Genomic DNA, 17,385 nt, shown 5'->3' with positions numbered 1-17,385 from the left:
CAGGCTACCGATCGAAATGAAGTCGTCACGAGGAACAATGTCCCATGCACTATGGTATCGATGTCGGCGGCACCAAGACCGAGATCGCGATCTATGACCGGGATTGGGTCTGTCTCGATCGCTGGCGCAAGCCGACGCCGTCGGACGATGGCGAAGCCTTCCTGTCGATGCTGACCGCGCTGGTGCGGGAGGCGGACCGCCGCTGTGACGGGCGCGGCACGCTGGGGCTCGGGTTTCCGGGCGTGCTCGATGAGCGCGGGCATCTGATCACGGCGAATCTGTCGGGACTGCGTCCGTTCGTGCTCAAAACGGCGCTTGCGGCGGTTCTCGATCGTGCCTTCGTGATCGAAAACGACAGCCGTTGTTTCGTGGTGTCGGAAGCCGGCCCCGGTGGAGCGGCAGAGGGGGCGAGTCATGCCTTCGGCGCGATTCTGGGGACCGGGGCGGGCGGCGGCGCGATCGTCGACGGCCGTCTTCTCAGGGGCGGGGGCCGGTTTGCCGGAGAGTGGGGGCACCTGCCGCTGCCCGCCGCCGCGGCAAGAGACTACGGGTTGCCGTGCCCGACCTGTGGCTGTGGCCTGTCGGGATGCCTGGAAACCTACATCGCCGGGCCCGGCCTGGTGAGACTGCATCGTCACTTCGGGGGTGCGTCGTCATCCGCCGAGGAGTGGCACGTGGCCTGGAGGACGGGCGAGGAAGCGGCGCAACGCGCGCGGGAGTGTCACCTCGACCTGCTGGGCGGTGCCCTGGCCAACGTGGTCAAGCTATTGTCGCCGCAGGTGATCGTGATGGGCGGAGGTCTCTCGACCATGGATGGATTGTTGACGGCGTTGCCGGCGGCGATAGCGGCGCATTTGTTCCCCGGTGTCGAGACGCCAGGCGTCGTCCGCTCTCGCTTCGGGAACTCGAGCGGTGTACGTGGCGCGGCGATGCTCGGCGCCGACGTATCGGCGAGCGCCGGGAACGAGCGAATATAAAAAGACCGCCCGAAGGCGGCCTTGAAGAGACAGCGGGATCGGCTCAGCGAGGATCGCCGGCCTCGCCACCGTCGACATCGTCATTGGTAGGCTTCCGATGCGTCCGGTCTTGTGCTTGTTGGTTCGGCGTTGTCTTCGACTGGCTTTCACCCTCGATTGCCGCAGGAGTCCCGGTTTCATGGGCTTTCGGCTGGCCGGCGGGGCTGCCATCGATGGTGAAGTCCTCCTGCATGATGCGCAGGTTGGCGGGCGGTGCCGAGCCGGTGCGGTCCTGGCCGAAGTAGAGCGTGGTATGCGGGAACGGAATCTCGATACCGGCTTTGTCGAAGTAGAGTTTGACGAGACGATTGTATGCGCGTCCGACGCCCCACTGATCCCCAGGCGTGGTCTTGATCACCACGCGGATATTGACCGAGCTATCGGCCAGAGCGATGACGCCTGCTACCGTCATTGGCGCCAGCAGTTTATGACCGTGCTCTTCGCTCGCCTTGAGCTCGTCGAAGGCAGCCTGCAACTGCTCGATGGCATAGTCGATGTTCTCGCGATAGGCGATGCCGTACTCGCCGACGTGATTACCGAATTCGCGCATGTAGTTGGAAACCGTGTCGACCGACGAGAACGGCACGATATGATAGGTGCCCGACAGGTCGCGGATCGCCACCGAGCGGATGCTGACTCGCTCGGCGGTACCGGTGACTCCACCCACGGTGACCACGTCGCCTGTGTTCATGGCGTTCTCGAGTTGAATGAAGACGCCGGTGATGACGTCCTGCACCAGCTTCTGAGCGCCGAAGCCGATGGCCAGGCCCAGCACCCCGGCACCGGCGATGAGCGGCCCGATATTGATACCGATCTGCGACAGCACGATCATCAGTGTCATGATGACCAGCGTGATGGCCAGAGCATTGCGGAATAGGCTCATCAAGGTTTTGGCTCGTGCAGTGGGAGCACCGCCACCCGTATCCGGATTGAGATAGTTCTCGATCAGGCTGGCCAGACCAATCCAGACGATCGCGGCAATGATCAGAATCAGGATGACCTGGATTACCGTCGCGACGGTATGTGCTCCCGAGTCACTCGCGTACCAGGCGGCGAGATTGAAAGCTTTCCAGGCGTCGAGCGTGTACATCACCACGGCGATCAGGATGATGGCACGGATGATCTTCAGCAGCGTCGGGATATAGGAGTTCAGCCTCGCCTCGAGCAGTGGCAAGCGGGTACGCATGTTCTCGCCGAGGTCGATACGTCGCCCGATGAGTTGGGTCAGAATGCTGGAAACCAGCATGCCGACCCCGACGTAGATGATCGTCTTGAGCGTTGCGATCAACACGAATGGCAGTGCCGTCTCGGGATGCAACAGTGTGACGGCGAACACCATGATGGCGTAGAGCAGCGCGATAATGTGCCAGGTCCGTGCGAACAGCCGAAGTGCCACGCGGGAGGCGGCCATCTGTGCCGCATCAGCCTTGGCGATGATCATGTCGCGGACGCCGTTACGGTTCTTGAGGATCACACCCATTGCCCAGATCAGCGCGATGAGCATGATCAATACACCCACGGCCTTGCCGAACGCGAGTGAAAGATTGGTATTGAGAATCGGTACCGCGACCAGCATGCCGTAGCCGACGAAACCTGCCAGCGTTGCCAGGAAGCGGTTGCAGCGCCTTGCCTGTGCGGCCTCGATTGATACCAGGCGCAACCCCTCGTGACGCGACGAGAAAAGAATGCGCAGCGCGCACTTGAACAGCTCGATCATCAGGAAGGCGTTGAGGAATAGCGAGAACCGGGTATTGAGGCTGCCGCTCTCGCCGACAAGGAAGGTCGCGACCAGATTGCCGGCTACGTAGGCAAGCACGACGACGATGACGTCGACGATGGCAGCCAGTACCACGGCGAGGATGACCCGCAGCAGATGGCTGCGCCCGCCATCATGCAAGGCCCACTGGCTGAACTTCGAGAACAGCGGACTCGCTATCCGGCGCAGAATCAGGAAGGCGGCAACGGTCGCGATGATGACCAGCGCGAGCTCGATCGCCGCACTGAGGAAGTCGCTCATGCTGAATGAGGGGCCACTACTTGCCGCGGCGTCTCCGCTGGCGAAGAAGCCGCCGATCATGGCGGCGAGGCTGGTGAATTGCCCGCCGATGTCACCCGCGATATCGCTGGTCATTTGCGCCATTCTACGGGGGAAGGAGACCGTGGCAGGGGAACTCTCGCCATTGTCGCTCGAAGCCGTGGATTCCTGGCTGCTCTGGGAGGTCTCGCTGGCGGCGCCTTTGCCGGATTCCTGCGCGTCGCTTTCCTGCGTATTGCCGGATTCCTGCTGCGCGGCCAACTCTCGCAGCTGGTCGATCAGCACCTGACGCGACTGCGAGTCTTCGAGTAGGTCCGCCATCGTGGAATAAGCCGGGCCACCCTGAGCATTCTGCCCTTCGGAGCCACTTTCCTGAGCCAGTGCCGGCGCGGCGAATATCAAAAGTAGTAGCAACAGCCAGCAACTGAGCCAGCGATCGGGGCGAAGGACTGTCAAGCTCCAATCTCCTTGTCTTATGGATGGATCGATCTGGCGGTATTGCACCAGCCTGATCGTCGGTAGGGTAACACTTTATCGTTTGGGACAAACTGACGCGTCCATGAGGATGACGGCGACTCTATGATGAGGCTAGCCGATATGATCGAGCTTTCCAGAGTTTCGGCAGTGACGTTCGATCCGGATTCCCGTTGCCTCTTCTCGCGAACGTCTGCCGAGTGAGCGCTGGGGGATGATCGGCGATGAAGGCGCCATCCCTGCGAACCATGACAAAGTTCATGCTCGGCGGGCGATGTCCGGCCAGTTGAAGGTTGCGATATAGTCGGGATGAACCAGCAAGCCCGGGCAGCGTGATTCCGCGATTCGCCGGCAGCGTCGTTTCCGGGATTTCTTGTTGCACGCCACCATGGAGTTGTCATGAGTCCATTCTCTTTTGCCGAACGTCTCGAGCGAGCTCCCGAGCTGGTGGCCGAAGCGACGAGGCGTCTGGATCGCCAGGATTTTGACGGCGCCATCTCATTGCTGGAGCCCGCGTTTCGAGCCGGAATCGACAGCCTGGAACTCGCTCGGGCGTTGATGCAAGCCTACGAGGGTGCGGGTGAAACCGCCAAGCAGGAAGCCTTGATGGCTTATGGGCGGCCCGGCCACCAGTTTTCCTGGCTCGAAATGAGAGGAAAATAGCTATGCCGGAAACCAAAGAGTCTGAGGTGCAGGGTGTCCGCATCCACGAGCGCCTGATCCCCGTCCCTGCATCGATCAGCGCCGCGGCGCGAGGGATGCTGCAAGCCGCCGTACGCTACGACGGCACGCCACTGAATGCGCTCTATCCCTCGCCTGCACCGCAAGATCATGACGGCTGGAGACAGATGCAGGAAGCCGCCGACGTGCACTACGCGGAGGCGGTCAGGGGGCTCGCGGGCGAGGTGGAAGCTGAGATCGAGACTCAGTACATTGGCCCAGCAACCGTGCATATCGCGACGCCGCACGATCTTCGCCACGAAGACTGTGTCTGCATCGATCTCCACGGCGGCGCGCTGGTCTTTGGTGGTGGAGAAGCCTGCCGCCAAAGTGCGCGGATGCAGGCGGACCGGCATGGCATGGTATGCTGCGGTGTTGACTACCGGATGCCCCCGGATCACCCCTATCCGGACGCTCTGGAGGATTGCATGGCAGTCTACGGACACGCGATCGAAGCGTACGGTGCCGGTCATGTCATCCTTTGCGGCCGCTCGGCCGGCGGCAATCTTGCGATGGCCATGATCCTGCGCGCGCGGGACGAGGGGCTGCCTCTGCCGGCCGCCGTCGTCCTTCTATCCCCGGAAGTCGATCTGACGGAATCGGGCGACAGCTTCCAGACCAACCGAACCATCGATGTCGTGTTGCCGAACTCCCTGATGTCATGCAACTTGCTCTATGCGGGCGACGCGGACCTGACGCATCCCTATGTCTCGCCACTGTTCGGAAAGATGACGACCGACATGCCGCCAATGTTCCTGCAGAGCGGAACCCGTGACCTCTTTCTCTCCAATACGGTACGCCTCCACCGCAAGCTGCGCCGGGCAGGAGTACCGGCAGAGCTACACGTCTTCGAGGCAATGCCGCATGGCGGGTTCGGAGGTACAGCCCCCGAGGATCTCGAGCTTGTGCAGGAGATTACCCGTTTCATCACGGACAATCTGCCACAGCGCAAAGTGTAAAGCCGGAGTACCCGTCATGCGCGATGTCCCCAAAGCAACATTCAAGGCCCATACGCTCGATACGGGTATCCGGACCAAATAGTTGGCTGCAATATTCTGAGAGGGTTAAGAGGTGGGGATGTAGGAAGGTTCCATCAACCACTTAATCTGGATACCCTACGCGACGAAATTCGATTCAGAGGTTATATAGAAGAAAAGAGCCATGGGCAGGAAAAGCTGACCATGCCATGCCTGATACAGACCATTTCAGGCCATAGAAACAAAAACAGCCACTCTTAAGTGGCTGTTTTCATTTGAAATGTGGTGGAGGCGGGGTCCACTTAAAAGATCGCATATACATCAGTAAAGTAAGCATTTTTTGTAATCCATAGTCAGACGTGCCCCCAAATATGCCCCCAAGCATGATTGGATGGCTAGGGCCCAAATATCTCGTTCGCTGCGTATTCTTGCCAGACCTGCTGCACATTTGGCCGCGGGAAATAAAGCTCTTTGCAGTCCCGGAGGCAGGGCCTGAGAAGATCGAAATACTCGGAGGTCTTGCCTTCATAGTGAAGCTGGATAGCACCAGCCAACATGTCGGCGAATTGGATGCCGTATTCTGCTGCGCTGTCTATCTGCTTTACCCCAAGTTCCGTGAGGTGATGACCATCCACAAACTTCTCGTAGAGCCTGCCTTGTAGGTAGGTGCTCAATGGATGTCCGGCGTTAGGAGCGATCCCACGCGGATCAGGAAAAAGCGTTACGCGTTGATATCTTGAAATCGGCTCGAGAAGAGAACACTTAATTAGATAGTTGTAGAGCATGGCGTCATCGTGTCTAAGGCGCTCCAGTACTCCCTGTTTCGCGATAACTAAGGCTCTATATTCAATCGTTTGATGCTTTTCACAAAGCTGGGCAGCCTTCTCGCAAAACTCTAATCTCAACTCGTGGGGAGTATGTACCCACTTCATCTCATCTTTTTTTGCCCAGCCAGCCTTCTTCTTCAGGTTTATAATTGTTCTCGCTAAATGCTTTTTTGCCTCAATGCAGGTGAATGCGCTGGCGATGGTCAAATGCCGAGAAGATCCGCCTTTGCCAAAAGGCGCATCGAATTTCCAACCTAAATCGCCGCTTTCATCGAGAAATATTAAGCGCTGCATATATAACTTTTTGTTCAGGCAAGAAAAAAGGCCAATGACGGGCATTGGCCTTGGAAGCTGTGTGTGACCCCTAGGGCCGGCGCACCAAACAGTACGCTTACGATGCTATACGCTGTCGCGGCTACCTAGGCCTTACTCACACGACCTCATTATTGGCGCAGCGTGACACAGTGTCAACACCGCTCCTCTCTTTGGAATTGGTCGTGCGGATTCTGCGGATTTGCGGATAAGCCGTTATCACGGAGCTCGGCGGTTGCGGATGAGTTGCGGACGGCTGCGGATATGGCGAAAAGGGTACACAGATGCGCGTACCCTTCCCTGACTCAGATCGGCTGGACGGTGCGACGCTCGCCGGACAGCTCGGCGCGATCGGGGTGGAAGTACAGGACTGGGAGCTCAACCGTGACTTCGGGCGGCAAGCCATAACTTGCCCCTGGCTGGGCTTCCTCGAGCGCCCGCCGATGGCGGCCGATTTCTTCCAGCAGGCACGTCAGATCGCTACCCGTCAGATATTCGACCAGATGGGTTTCCAGCTGCGCCAGCTTCTCACCGTGAACGTGCGTCGCTGCGGCGCTATAGGCTAGCTCCAGGTGGGCTAGGCTGACGTTTGCTTCCGACAGCTTTCGACGTAGACCGCGCTGGAGCGCTTGATGCCGGCTCACATCGGCTTGTGCCTTCTCGACCTGTGTACGTGCCTTGGCGTGCTGTGTGTTCGCGGCCTTGGTTTCGGTCTCGTCGCCGTAGCCGATTGCCGCCAGGGCCTCTAGTTCCTCGAGCTTTTCCTGGGCTGCCACGGCTTCCTGTGCTGCAGTTGTCAGCGAGCCGCTTTCGCCCTCGAGACTGGCCAGCTTCTCGGCAATGCCATCTCGGTAGGCTTGGGCCTCGTCCATATCCTTCTGGATGATTTCCAGCGTGGTCGCGGTGGCTTTCGGGATTCTTCCCTCGACCTTGGCGAGAGATTCAGCCCGCTCATCTTTCAGCTCGCCCGCGGCCTGCTGCGCTTCTCCGGCCTGCTGTAAGTTCTGATAGGCCTGCTGGACGTTATGCAGATACGCTTGGGCCTCTTCTCCTTTCTGTGTCTTAGGCCCTGAGCTTGCCAGTTGCTCGAGCCGAGTCATCAGGGCTTGGATATCCTGTGCGCTGGGTTCCTCTCCGATTTCCCTGGATGTCATGTGACGGGCGTTGCGGACATGGAACGTCAATGCGTGCTGCGATGCCTCCCGTTCTTTCTTGGCTTCCGACAGACTGCTGTCTGCCTCTGAAAGCTCATCGCGCTTTGCCTTGACCGTCTGATACCAGGCGGCCCATTCATCGGTGGCTTTTTTAGATTTGAACATTTGATTCTCCTGCGGTGAGTTAAGTGCCCGTCGTGGGCGGGTTTGACCTGAGCATGAAAGGCGGCAAATTCACTGCATCCATGTACAGGTGGTACAGGTCTCTAGACGCTCAACAGCGGGCCTCATTGCCACCTGTGGTGGAGCATCATAGATCGCCGAAAAAATGCCGAATTCCGCGATGCTCGTCCCCCGTGGCCTGGGGAATCTGGGTGGGGAAGGACCCGCCATTTTCGGCAGGCTGCGGCGACTGAGCGATATCAGGGTTTTGTTGGAGGACGGGGCGAAACGCCCCATCCTTTCGGCTAGCTGTTAGCGCACCAACGCCAGTAGTGAGCGATTGGCCGCGGCTCTGCCGGCGTTCTCTTGCTTCACTGGGCTGGGCTCAACTTCGACGGCTGAGTGCCAGATCGCCACGTATCGCCGGGCGGTGCGCTCTGCGGCCCTGGGTGGCAGGGTCCGCATACGTCGACAGATGAACGTCCTATCCTCCGCCAGTAGCGGGCAACGGCCGGCGATCCAATCGATCCAAGGCTCTCGATTGCCGATCGTCTCCCGGTGTGGTGCCTTGGGGGACGCTTCGCCCAGCAGGGCCAGCGCTCGCCGGCTTGTCTCGTCCGGGTCGCTGGTCGCCGTCATGGCGTCTTCCACGGCTATGGCCAGATCGGCGCGGTCACGCCGGGACAGTGGCGCCATCGTTTCCCGCAGCCGATGAGCCAATCTCGCATCCACGTCATGGCCAGCGGCTACCAGGCTGGAGATGATCGCCTCGATCTCCCGCATTGGCGCGGGGTGCTGCGGATTCTGCGGATCTGCGGATAAGCCGGTATCATTAGGCTCGGCGTTTGCGGATGAGTTGCGGATGGTTGCGGATGAGCTCTCTGCCGTCTCGTCATCCCATAGCTGGCGGCCCAGCTCCATCAGGTCCAAGGCTGGCCGCGCTTGGGTGAAGGACGTACTGGCTTGGGTATCTCCGCTCTCCCATAGTCGGCGTCCGACTTCCATCAGGTCGATCATGATTGCACCTCCCGAATCCGCCAGCCTGTCGGCTTTCCGCTCTGGTTGCTGCTGGCAATCTGCATGTGCCCCGTGTCGACCAGGAAGGTCAGCAGGGCGCGGGCCTTCGTGGCGCTGCGGTACTCGCTGCCCAGTCGCTTGAAGTCGCGGGCGTGTAGCTCTCCGCCGTGCGCCTTGATCCATTCCATCAGGTCGCGAGCCTGTAGCTCCTGCACGTCCTGACGTGCTTCGGCTGTGCGGATCGCCATCGACTCGAGGTAGTACGCCATCAGGCGTCCGGCTCTCTCGATATGCTGGGGTGTAGGGCTGTGTTCTCCCTCGACGATTGCCAGCACGGTGGCGATGCGCGCGGCGTTGTCGGCTGCCTTGCTGGCGAACGCCTGCACGTCGCGAAAGCGACCATCGGGGCTGAGCTGCCACTCGATACTGTCGTGAAGGCGGGCCCACGTATCGAAGGCTGCGCCGTCGATGCTGGCAAGCCTGGGCGACAGGGCGCCGTTCTCGTCGGTGTGAAGTGGTTCACGGATGAGGCTGGCCAGCGTCTCCCAATAGCGGCCGATCGCCGGATCATGATGGGCGCCACGCTTGGGATCTCGTCCTTTCAGCAGTCGGCTACCTACCAGGCTCGTCTCCTGCACAATCAGGAAGCGGGCCAGGAAGCCTTGGCCTTGCAATAGCGGGTCGCCCAGCACCTTGGCAGCTACTACGGGTTGCACCATCAGGTGGGCCGACAGGCGCCGGCCAGACAGAAAGCCAGACTCCCCAGCGGTGCCTCGAGTCCGGGTGATCGGTGAGCCATCCCACAGCTTGGAAACCATCGCTACCGTGCGGCCCCGGCTCTCCTCACTCATTCCATGCCCACCGAAGAATCCCACGCCTTCGTCGCTGAACAGCCCCGCGCTTGGGTAGCTGTGCTGGAGATGTCGGTAGATGCCCTCGGCGGTGGGCTCGGCAAAGGTCATGCTTGGCGTGGCTGGCGGCTGGGGCTCTTGTCCGTCGATCTCCGCCAGTTGCTCTTGGAGAAAGGTTTGCTCCGCCTCCTTCATGGGCTGGCGGCCCTTAGGCTTGCTGGCGCTGATAACAGACTCTCGGCGCATCTCCCACGCTTCACGGGCAGCCTTGAAGCTCGCCATGGCCTCGGGGTGCCCCTGACGCTTCTCGGCTTCCAGGTCGCGGATCGGCGCCAACGCCAGACCGTCCAGGCTTGACTTGCGCTCTCCGCTACCGGCCACGGTCATGCAGAACAGCGAGACCGGACCGCGGCCGATCGGTCCTCGTGCAATATCGATTTGGCCTTGCACCGCCAGCGCGGCGGCCGCCAGCACGGACTGGCCAGCCATGCCCGGCGGTGTCTGAACGTGGAAGGCCAGGCGCTCGGCAGCCTCTCCCAAGATCGGACCCAGTGCCTCAAGAGGAAAGGCGGGCGGCTGCTCTCGTTCAGCGAGAGGAATAGGGTTCAGCTCGAGCACGCTCCCGCGCTCTATGGGCTGCCCCAGTTGCTGTTTAACGGCGGCGTTACTCATGCGGCGCCCTCCTGGGGAGACTGGCAGCGAGCCAGATCGTTGAAGTCGGTACAGGTGCAATCCGGACAGGGGAAGCGTGGCCAGGTCAGATCGGCGCGGACGGCGGCCGCGATCTCTCTGGCGGCGGTGATGCCGGGATTGCCTTCGGTGTGCTGGTCGTTGTCGGCGGCGACGGTGATGGCAACGCTCGCCGGCAGACGCTGACGAAGGGCTTGCCCGACCGGTGCCAGGTTGTTGGCGGTCATGGCGGCGACCACGGGGCAGCCGGTGGACTCATGCAACGTCGCGGCCGTTGCCCAGCCTTCGCAGAGGTACAGGCGCGGTGCATCCGCCAGCCGACCGATGATCGTCGCGCAGCCTTTGAGGCGAGCGCGGGGCATGAAGCGCTTGGTGCCATCTGGTCCGATGCGTTGCAGGTTCACCAGTTGGCCCTCGGCGAACAGTGGGACCAGCAGCCGGTCGCCATGCTGGCGGATGCCGTAGGGTGCTACCTGCTTGGCGACCAGGTAGGCATGGCGTCGATCGGCAGCGCTGGCGCTTGCCCACAGCCGGCGGACGCGTTTGGCCGCGTGCGCCTGCTCTCGCTGCCGCTGGCTTTCCCTTGCCTGCCGGGCTCTCTGCGCAACCTGTCGTGCTTGCTCGGCGGCGATGGGGTCATGCTCTCCCGCCAGCGTCACCGTGTGCTGTTCGCCTGTATGCCAGAAGCCATAGACGGCGATCTCGTGAGTGGGGCACACGTACCAGCCGGAGAGATTGCCGCGACGCTTGTCCGGGGCATCGAAGCGATGGACGCTACCATCGGCGATGATGGAGAGGCCGGCCACGCCTTGGCCTAGCAGGGCGTCGATCAACGCCGATTCGATGCTATGATGGTGATGTGTGGGGAGCACACAACGCGGCTCTGGCGCCCGGCCCTTGTGGTCGGGCGTTCTCGTTTCAGACTTCACGGAACGGCCCTCCCATGCCCTCGTGGGCGTTCTCCAGCGCACGGAATACCGCATGCAACGTGGCGCCGATATGCCCGCTGGCCTTGGCCAGTGGTAGACGCTCGCGGGCCGGCACCTTGGCATGCCCCATCTCCTTCTCGATTCGCTCGATCCGGTTGCCCAGCGTCAGCAGATCGCTTGTGGTCTGCACCAGCTCGATGGCTTGGCCGATCGTCATGCGGGGCTGTCCATCTGCCTCAGCCTGAGGCGGGGTCTCAACGGTGCCGATGTGAGTCGGGAAACGTGTGCCGCTGGCGGACTCGTCCAACGCCACCATGCGGGAGGTGGGCAGCTTGCCGCCTTGCTCACACTCCACGGCCAACTGACGCAGGATCGCCGCCAGCTCGAACCCCGGTGATTCCTCGAGGCGTCGACGTTGCTCGTCGTCGGTCAGGCGGGCGGTGTCGAAGGTGATAATAGTCTTCATCGTTTCGCCCCCCTTGCCTTGGAGACGGGGGTGTCTTGCACACTATCGGCACACTCGGCCAAGGCGCGGCGGGACTCCTCGCGATTCCGTGATTCTTCCAGGCTGCGCAGGCTGGCGGCCTGCTCGTTGGCGAACAGGTCCATGTAGTCGCCCAACATGCCGGCGGCTTCCATCAGGCCGCGCAAGGTGCTGTCGGAGAGCGTGCCGTCATCCTCGGAGGCGGCATCGCTGATCGCGTTGAGGGCGACTTGTAGGCGGCTGGATTCGAGGGTGACGCGCTCCACCATCAGCCGGGCGACTTGAAGGTCATCGCTCATGACTGGCCCTCCTGCTCGTTCTGGCTCAGGTAAGCGATGGAATCCGCCAGGTCGGTGGCCTGATCGCTGAGCGCCAGCAGTGCCTCGAACAGATTCCCTCGGGTGAAGTTGTCCACCAGCGCTGGGCGGCCCTCGTCGCGCTCCATCTCGTCGTTGTGCAGCACGGTGGTAATGCCCGCCAGCGCGGACCCGATGCGGGCGGCCGTATCGGCGCGGTGCTTGATGGCGGTTGGAGTGATCGAGACCATTTTCATGCCTGCACCTCCTGGCCGGCGTTGAAGGTTTCCAGGTGGTGGGCTTTGCTGATGTGGTGGTTGTAGCGCTTGAGCCGGACGGCGGCGCTTGAGTTGCTGAACAGGGCTGCTCTTGCCATAGCGCGATGGGCTGCGGCGCGTGCAGACGGATTGCGGATAGGGAATAGGCGCGGGAAGGCCATAGGGTGACTCCTTTTGGTATTGGAGTCGTCCCCGGTTGCCGCCAAGCAACGGATGGGGGCGACTGTACGCAAGTTGGCGGACCGGCCCAAAAGGAAACACCGGCATGCCCGTAGGCATCTCGCGCACAGCCGCCATAACGCATCAGTCGGGCACAAAAAAAGCGCCGACATGATGTAGGGGCGCTGATGCGCCTTTTGGGATTCGATCCGCCAAGATCGGTTACGGATTTTGCCGTAACGCCTGCAGCATATCGGCGGGGAGTGGCTGGGGCAAGCATTAGGCAGTCTCCCCGTTGTTGCGCGCCCCTTGGATGCGGCTGTCGATCCACTCGCGCACTTCGTTATCGACCCACGCGACCGCTCTCGGGCCTAGGTTGACCGGCTGCGGGAATTCGCCGGACTTGATGAGCCGGTAAACGCTGCTGCGGCTCAGGCCTGTTTCCTTCATTACTTGGGGAAGCCGAATCATGGCCATTGCACTTTCTCCAGGCATAAAAAAACCCGCTCGAGGCGGGTTCGGGTTTCCTTTGGGCACAAAAAAACCGCCTCTCGTGGGCGGTTTATCTAGTTATCGCGGATGCCAATCGGTAACTGTCACTACCGTTCGGCATCTGAAATACCAGCATGGGAGAAAGAATACCCCAAAAGGTCACCTTTTTGAACAACTTCTTGGAATCGCTTGGCACGCTATGGCTATTTGGTGGACTCTAGTTAGCGTCGGCGTGCCATGGTATAGCGAAGGCAATCAACGCAGTAGCGCCGCTTGTCGATGACTTCGGAGGTTGCTCGCTCGGTTTTCTTGCCACAGGCATGGCACCTCATCGGCCGGCCTCCTTTGCGGTAGCCTTTGATTGAAAGGTTGTCGTTTTCCATGTCGCCTCCGCGTTCTCGATGTTATCCGCAGCCGTCCGCAATTCATCCGCAAACGGTATCGCCCGCCGTGGCGGGGCTATCCGCAAATCCGCAGAATCCGCAGGCCCCGTCCGCGACTGCTGGCCACTGCCCTGAAACGGGGGGATGAATTGGAGCTATCCGCAGCCGTCCGCAACTTATCCGCAACGGCAAATACCCGGAATGGCGGGGCTTTCCGCAGATCCGCAGCATCCGCAAGGTTCATGCGCCAGCTTTCCGCAATGGCACCACGTTGGTGGTGCCTGCCTTGAGAGCGTCGAGGTAGTCCGCCCATGCTTGTAGCATTTCCCGGCGCTGCTCGAGGTGCTGGGTGCGGTTGTATGCCCGGCCATTGGCATCGCGTACTGAGTGGGCCAGTTGCTGCTCGATGTATTCGCTGGGGAAGTTGAGACGTTCCGCCAGCACCGTGCGGGCCATGGCTCGGAAGCCGTGGGCGGTCATCTGCCCCTTGAATCCCATCGTGTCCAGCGCGGCCTTGATGGCGGCATTGCTCATCGGGCGAGTATGGCTACGGGCGCCGGGGAATACGTATCGACTGCGCCCGGTCAGCCCTTGGAGGTCGGATATGATCGCCACGGCCTGGGTGGGTAGAGGCACAATCAGCGGCGCGGCGTTCTTGCTGGGCTGGAATGACCACTCGCCAGCCTTGAGGTCGATATCCTCCCACAGCGCCTGGCGAAGCTCTCCCGGCCGGACGAAGACCAGGGGCGATACCTTGAGCGCGGCGATAACGGTCGGCGTGCCGCCGTAGCCGTCGATCGCTCGTAACAGCGGGCCTATCTGCTCGGGATCCGTCAGCGCGGCGTGGTGGCTGCCTCTGGCGCTGCGCAGGGCGCCCTTGAGGTCTGGTGTTGGGTCTCGCTCGGCACGGTCCTTGGAGATGGCGTAACGGAATACCTGGCCACATAGCGTCTTGACGCGGTGGGCGGTCTCCAGATGCCCGCGGTCCTGTATCCGCTTGAGGCAATCCAGCAGCTCCGGGGCGGTGATATCGGCGATCGGCCGGCGGCCAAGTATGGGGAACGCGTCACGCTCCAGCCGGCGCTTGTTGCGCTGGTAGTGCTCTGGCACCACTTCATGCTGGTGTACCTGCTCCAGCCACTCCACGCCCACGGTCTGAAAGGTGCTGGCGGCATTCTCCACGCCATGCTGGCGTGTCAGGCGCTTGGCCGTGCTGGGGTCGATATCTTGAGTCAGTAGCCGGCGGGCCTCGTCTCTCGCTTCCCGGGCATCGGATAGGCTCACATCGGGATAGACGCCGATGGCCAGGCGCTTCTCCTTGCCGTGGATCCGGTATTTCATCCGCCAGTAGCGACCACCTGCTGGAGTTATCTCCAGATATAGCCCTCCACCATCCGCCAGCCGTTGGATCTTCTCTCCAGGCTTGGCGGTGCGAACGGCGGTCGCGCTGAGCTTATTGGTAGGGCGGGACATTGGGGGCACCTCGTGGCGTTATGGTCGCCATGTGCCCCCAATCTTGGAGCTTATGCCCCCACGCTGGGGGCATCTCTCGTTCTCTGCCTGAGCCCATGGGGCGGGGATTTCCTGCCGATTTGGGGGCATAAGATCGGGCGCTATGGCGATGTGCCCCCAAATATGCCCCCATAGAACGGCGGATGTCTAGGAATCTTGTGGGACGTTATGACAACAAAAAAGGGCCCGAAGGCCCTTGTTTGCTGGTCTCATGACACTTTCTGATATGCCCTGAAACCCTTATTTGGTGGAGGCGGGGGGAATTGAACCCCCGCCATGTCTTCTATAAACAACGACTTACATAGATTGCTGACCATTCCCTGACTATCAGCCAATCCCAAAAGCTGCTCTAGGAAAGCCGTCTTCAGGTATCCCCATTGCGCTCAAAGAGCAAGATGGTGGGTTGGGCTTATCATCTATCAATGCCGCTACATCCTCGATCCAGCGTGATCCCGGACCGATCTGTTTCGTGAGATACCCAATCACAGCGATCAAGCCCAACATGCGCTTCTTGCTTTCTCCATTAGATGGCAGACCATGAAAAAAAGGGTCGTTCTCATAATTGAGTGGATTAGAGCTAGACTGATTCCAGATTCTTGCATGATGGGCGCATCTATTACGTAACGTATTTATCTCACGCAGCCAATTAACTAAATTTTTGACTGTCGAGACACCTACTTTTTCTGCGACTCTTGTTTGATGAGACATTTTGAGAAGTTCGAAATATTTTGACATTGTTCCGAAGTCCCAAGCTTCGACAGCCACCCAAAAGGGAATGGCTTTTTGGCTCCGCTTATGCCATTCAATATGGTCTTCTCGGCTCCTGTTGATTTTAGCTTTATGGTTGCCGAGCCAGTCGTGCCATTGATTCCTCACATTGCCATTCTGAAAATAGGTGGCTAGCTTTTTAGGGTTTATAAATGAGGGGTTCTCGTACGCTAGGGCGTCTTGCTGTCCGACAACATGGGCAATAATGGTCCGAATATTGACTTCTATTCGTTCAACTGCGTCGAGAATTAGTTGCCTTAAGCGTTTATCAAAAATATAGAGACGAACAATATCATCGAAGTTAGTGCCTTCTTGAAAGGCGCTAGATCTCATTGGTAGTCCATATCTCTTAACCTGCCTGCCGGTATCATCCAATTCTATCTGGCGACACGGATACCAGTAACCACTCAGCCGGTAGTAGCCGATCTGCGAAATCTTGCGCTCTGCTCGCGCCCGATCAGGAACAATCATGCCGTTGTTCTCAAGCCTACTGACGAGATCGGTGTAGTCTTTCCAGGGTTTCGGCGCAATGGGATTCGGCTGAGACATATTTATTTTTGGACCAGAAACGAGAAGGCCCGCACGTAGCAAGCCATATAGGCAGGCCAGAGGAGCGGGCGCGATTGAGTGTTAAGGTACCTTAACACTACTTTTCCGTCAAATTTTTTCGCGAAATGCTTTCAAGCAATGCTTCCGCGTGAATCAGCATATGCGCGTGTCGCCAAGGCTCCCGCCTGGCTATTCGTAACCGGTATCCACCTGGCGTAGATCCTCGTGGTGGTGATGACGCTGGTGTGGCCCATCTGCCGCGATACCCAGGCGAGGGGCTCCCCGGCGGAGACCATCATCGATCCGAAGGTGTGGCGTGTCTGGTAGGGCCGGCGGTACCGGACGCCAGCGCGCTTGAGTGCGTGGGTCCACATCGTTTTTCGGATCGCCTGGTCGCCGGTCCAGGGTTCGCCGGTTCGCGGGTTGAGGAAGACGTGGCCGCTGGGGTGCAACGCACTCAGCGGCTTCTGCTTTGTGAGAGCGTCGTGGGCGATAGGCAGTAGGTCGATCGTGCGGGTGCCGGCGGCGGTCTTCGTTGCCTCGGCGGTACCGCGGGCCGCTTGCGTCATCGCACGGGTCACGCGCAGTCGTTTGTGCTGCCAGTCGATGTCCTCCCAGCGTAGCGCGACCAGTTCGGACGTGCGCAGTCCACTCCAGAATGCGAACTCGAGTAGCGGCCGTGCCGCCGCTGGGGCTGCCGCAACGATCGCGCGCTGCTCTTCGGCGGTGAACGGATCGATATCGTCGACTTCCCGCGGGGCCTCTTGCTTACGGTAGTGCCAGCCGGCGAGTGGGTTGGCTGGGATCAGCTCGTCGTGCATGGCGTCATCCAGCGCTGCGCGTAGCGGGCTGACCATGTTGGCGATCCGCTTATTGGTGCAAGTAAGCGTGGCCGCCCAGTCACGCACATGGCCACGCTTCAGCTCGCCGAGAAGCAGGTGGCCGAACTCCGGTATCAACTGCCCGTCGATGATCTTGCGGTAACCCTGAAAGGTGCTGGTTTTCAGCGTTGGGCGTTTCTTCTCGAGCCAGCCGGTCAGGTAGTGGTCCAGGCGATCGCCGCGGATGAACTTGCGGGCGTTCTTGCTGCGGGGAAAGGTGACGGCGTAGTCGAAGGTGCCGTTGTCGATGCTGTCCAGGATCGCGGCGCGGTGGCGCGCCGCTTTCTTCAGATTAGCGGGGGTGGGCTGCAGCTTGATTCGTTCGCGGCAGCGCGCTCCCTGGTAGTAGAAGTCGATCTCGATTGTGCTGGCCGAAGCGGCCCGGACGCCGTCGAAGTCGGTCGGTTTACCCACTGTTC

At 60.5% G+C, this 17,385-nt stretch carries 17 protein-coding genes; 3 read left to right on the top strand and 14 right to left on the bottom strand.

The window, feature by feature from the left end; all coding sequences use genetic code 11:
• Positions 1 to 44 precede the first annotated feature (44 nt).
• A complete protein-coding gene (locus F0A16_RS14190; RefSeq protein WP_149436062.1) occupies positions 45 to 977 on the top strand; it encodes an ROK family protein in 933 nt (310 codons plus the stop codon).
• A 43-nt stretch (positions 978 to 1,020) separates the two neighbouring features.
• Here F0A16_RS14190 and F0A16_RS14185 read toward each other — a convergent pair whose 3' ends face one another.
• Positions 1,021 to 3,507 (bottom strand): mechanosensitive ion channel domain-containing protein, encoded by a 2,487-nt coding sequence (locus F0A16_RS14185; protein WP_149436061.1) that lies wholly within the window; start codon positions 3,505 to 3,507, stop codon positions 1,021 to 1,023.
• A 417-nt stretch (positions 3,508 to 3,924) separates the two neighbouring features.
• Here F0A16_RS14185 and F0A16_RS14180 point away from each other — a divergent pair, with 417 nt between their 5' ends.
• The gene (locus tag F0A16_RS14180; RefSeq protein ID WP_149436060.1) at positions 3,925 to 4,188 is read left to right on the top strand and encodes a hypothetical protein; all 264 of its coding nucleotides are present in this window, start codon (positions 3,925 to 3,927) and stop codon (positions 4,186 to 4,188) included.
• Between the two features lie 2 nt (positions 4,189 to 4,190).
• Entirely contained in the window at positions 4,191 to 5,204 is a 1,014-nt protein-coding gene (locus tag F0A16_RS14175; protein WP_149436059.1) for an alpha/beta hydrolase, read from the top strand.
• 413 nt (positions 5,205 to 5,617) lie between these two features.
• Here the strand turns inward: F0A16_RS14175 and F0A16_RS14170 are convergent, their stop codons facing one another.
• The 13 genes from F0A16_RS14170 to F0A16_RS14115 form a co-directional block, all read right to left on the bottom strand.
• Positions 5,618 to 6,343: a DUF3800 domain-containing protein gene (locus F0A16_RS14170; RefSeq protein WP_149436058.1), complete on the bottom strand. Its 726-nt coding sequence runs from the start codon at positions 6,341 to 6,343 to the stop codon at positions 5,618 to 5,620.
• A gap of 323 nt (positions 6,344 to 6,666) precedes the next feature.
• Positions 6,667 to 7,680 carry a coiled-coil domain-containing protein gene (locus tag F0A16_RS14165; RefSeq protein ID WP_149436057.1) on the bottom strand — a complete coding sequence of 338 codons (1,014 nt, stop codon included), beginning with the start codon at positions 7,678 to 7,680 and terminating at the stop codon, positions 6,667 to 6,669.
• A gap of 309 nt (positions 7,681 to 7,989) precedes the next feature.
• The gene (locus tag F0A16_RS14160; protein ID WP_149436056.1) at positions 7,990 to 8,694 is read right to left on the bottom strand and encodes a hypothetical protein; all 705 of its coding nucleotides are present in this window, start codon (positions 8,692 to 8,694) and stop codon (positions 7,990 to 7,992) included.
• The gene (locus F0A16_RS14155) at positions 8,691 to 10,217 is read right to left on the bottom strand and encodes a YfjI family protein (RefSeq protein WP_149436055.1); all 1,527 of its coding nucleotides are present in this window, start codon (positions 10,215 to 10,217) and stop codon (positions 8,691 to 8,693) included. Before F0A16_RS14155 ends, F0A16_RS14160 begins: the two co-directional genes overlap by 4 nt.
• A complete protein-coding gene (locus tag F0A16_RS14150; protein ID WP_187776022.1) occupies positions 10,214 to 11,164 on the bottom strand; it encodes a toprim domain-containing protein in 951 nt (316 codons plus the stop codon). The genes F0A16_RS14155 and F0A16_RS14150 overlap by 4 nt, the downstream gene beginning before the upstream one ends.
• Positions 11,154 to 11,630 carry a hypothetical protein gene (locus tag F0A16_RS21770; RefSeq protein WP_187776021.1) on the bottom strand — a complete coding sequence of 159 codons (477 nt, stop codon included), beginning with the start codon at positions 11,628 to 11,630 and terminating at the stop codon, positions 11,154 to 11,156. Before F0A16_RS21770 ends, F0A16_RS14150 begins: the two co-directional genes overlap by 11 nt.
• Positions 11,627 to 11,947 carry a hypothetical protein gene (locus F0A16_RS14145; protein WP_149436053.1) on the bottom strand — a complete coding sequence of 107 codons (321 nt, stop codon included), beginning with the start codon at positions 11,945 to 11,947 and terminating at the stop codon, positions 11,627 to 11,629. The genes F0A16_RS21770 and F0A16_RS14145 overlap by 4 nt, the downstream gene beginning before the upstream one ends.
• Complete coding sequence (locus F0A16_RS14140; protein ID WP_149436052.1) at positions 11,944 to 12,201, bottom strand: hypothetical protein; 258 nt, start codon at positions 12,199 to 12,201, stop codon at positions 11,944 to 11,946. Before F0A16_RS14140 ends, F0A16_RS14145 begins: the two co-directional genes overlap by 4 nt.
• Positions 12,198 to 12,383 carry a hypothetical protein gene (locus F0A16_RS14135; protein WP_149436051.1) on the bottom strand — a complete coding sequence of 62 codons (186 nt, stop codon included), beginning with the start codon at positions 12,381 to 12,383 and terminating at the stop codon, positions 12,198 to 12,200. The genes F0A16_RS14140 and F0A16_RS14135 overlap by 4 nt, the downstream gene beginning before the upstream one ends.
• Positions 12,384 to 12,660: 277 nt before the next feature.
• Positions 12,661 to 12,858, bottom strand: coding sequence for a helix-turn-helix transcriptional regulator (locus tag F0A16_RS14130; protein WP_149436050.1), 198 nt, complete (start codon positions 12,856 to 12,858; stop codon positions 12,661 to 12,663).
• A 638-nt stretch (positions 12,859 to 13,496) separates the two neighbouring features.
• Positions 13,497 to 14,729, bottom strand: coding sequence for a tyrosine-type recombinase/integrase (locus F0A16_RS14125; protein WP_149436049.1), 1,233 nt, complete (start codon positions 14,727 to 14,729; stop codon positions 13,497 to 13,499).
• A gap of 366 nt (positions 14,730 to 15,095) precedes the next feature.
• Entirely contained in the window at positions 15,096 to 16,085 is a 990-nt protein-coding gene (locus F0A16_RS14120; RefSeq protein ID WP_149436048.1) for an Abi family protein, read from the bottom strand.
• 131 nt (positions 16,086 to 16,216) lie between these two features.
• The gene (locus F0A16_RS14115; RefSeq protein WP_149436047.1) at positions 16,217 to 17,380 is read right to left on the bottom strand and encodes a site-specific integrase; all 1,164 of its coding nucleotides are present in this window, start codon (positions 17,378 to 17,380) and stop codon (positions 16,217 to 16,219) included.
• Positions 17,381 to 17,385: the final 5 nt, after the last annotated feature.

The organism is Salinicola corii, from assembly GCF_008298015.1.
In the GTDB taxonomy this organism is placed as follows: domain Bacteria; phylum Pseudomonadota; class Gammaproteobacteria; order Pseudomonadales; family Halomonadaceae; genus Salinicola; species Salinicola corii.
This window is presented reverse-complemented; position numbering and strand designations above follow the sequence as displayed.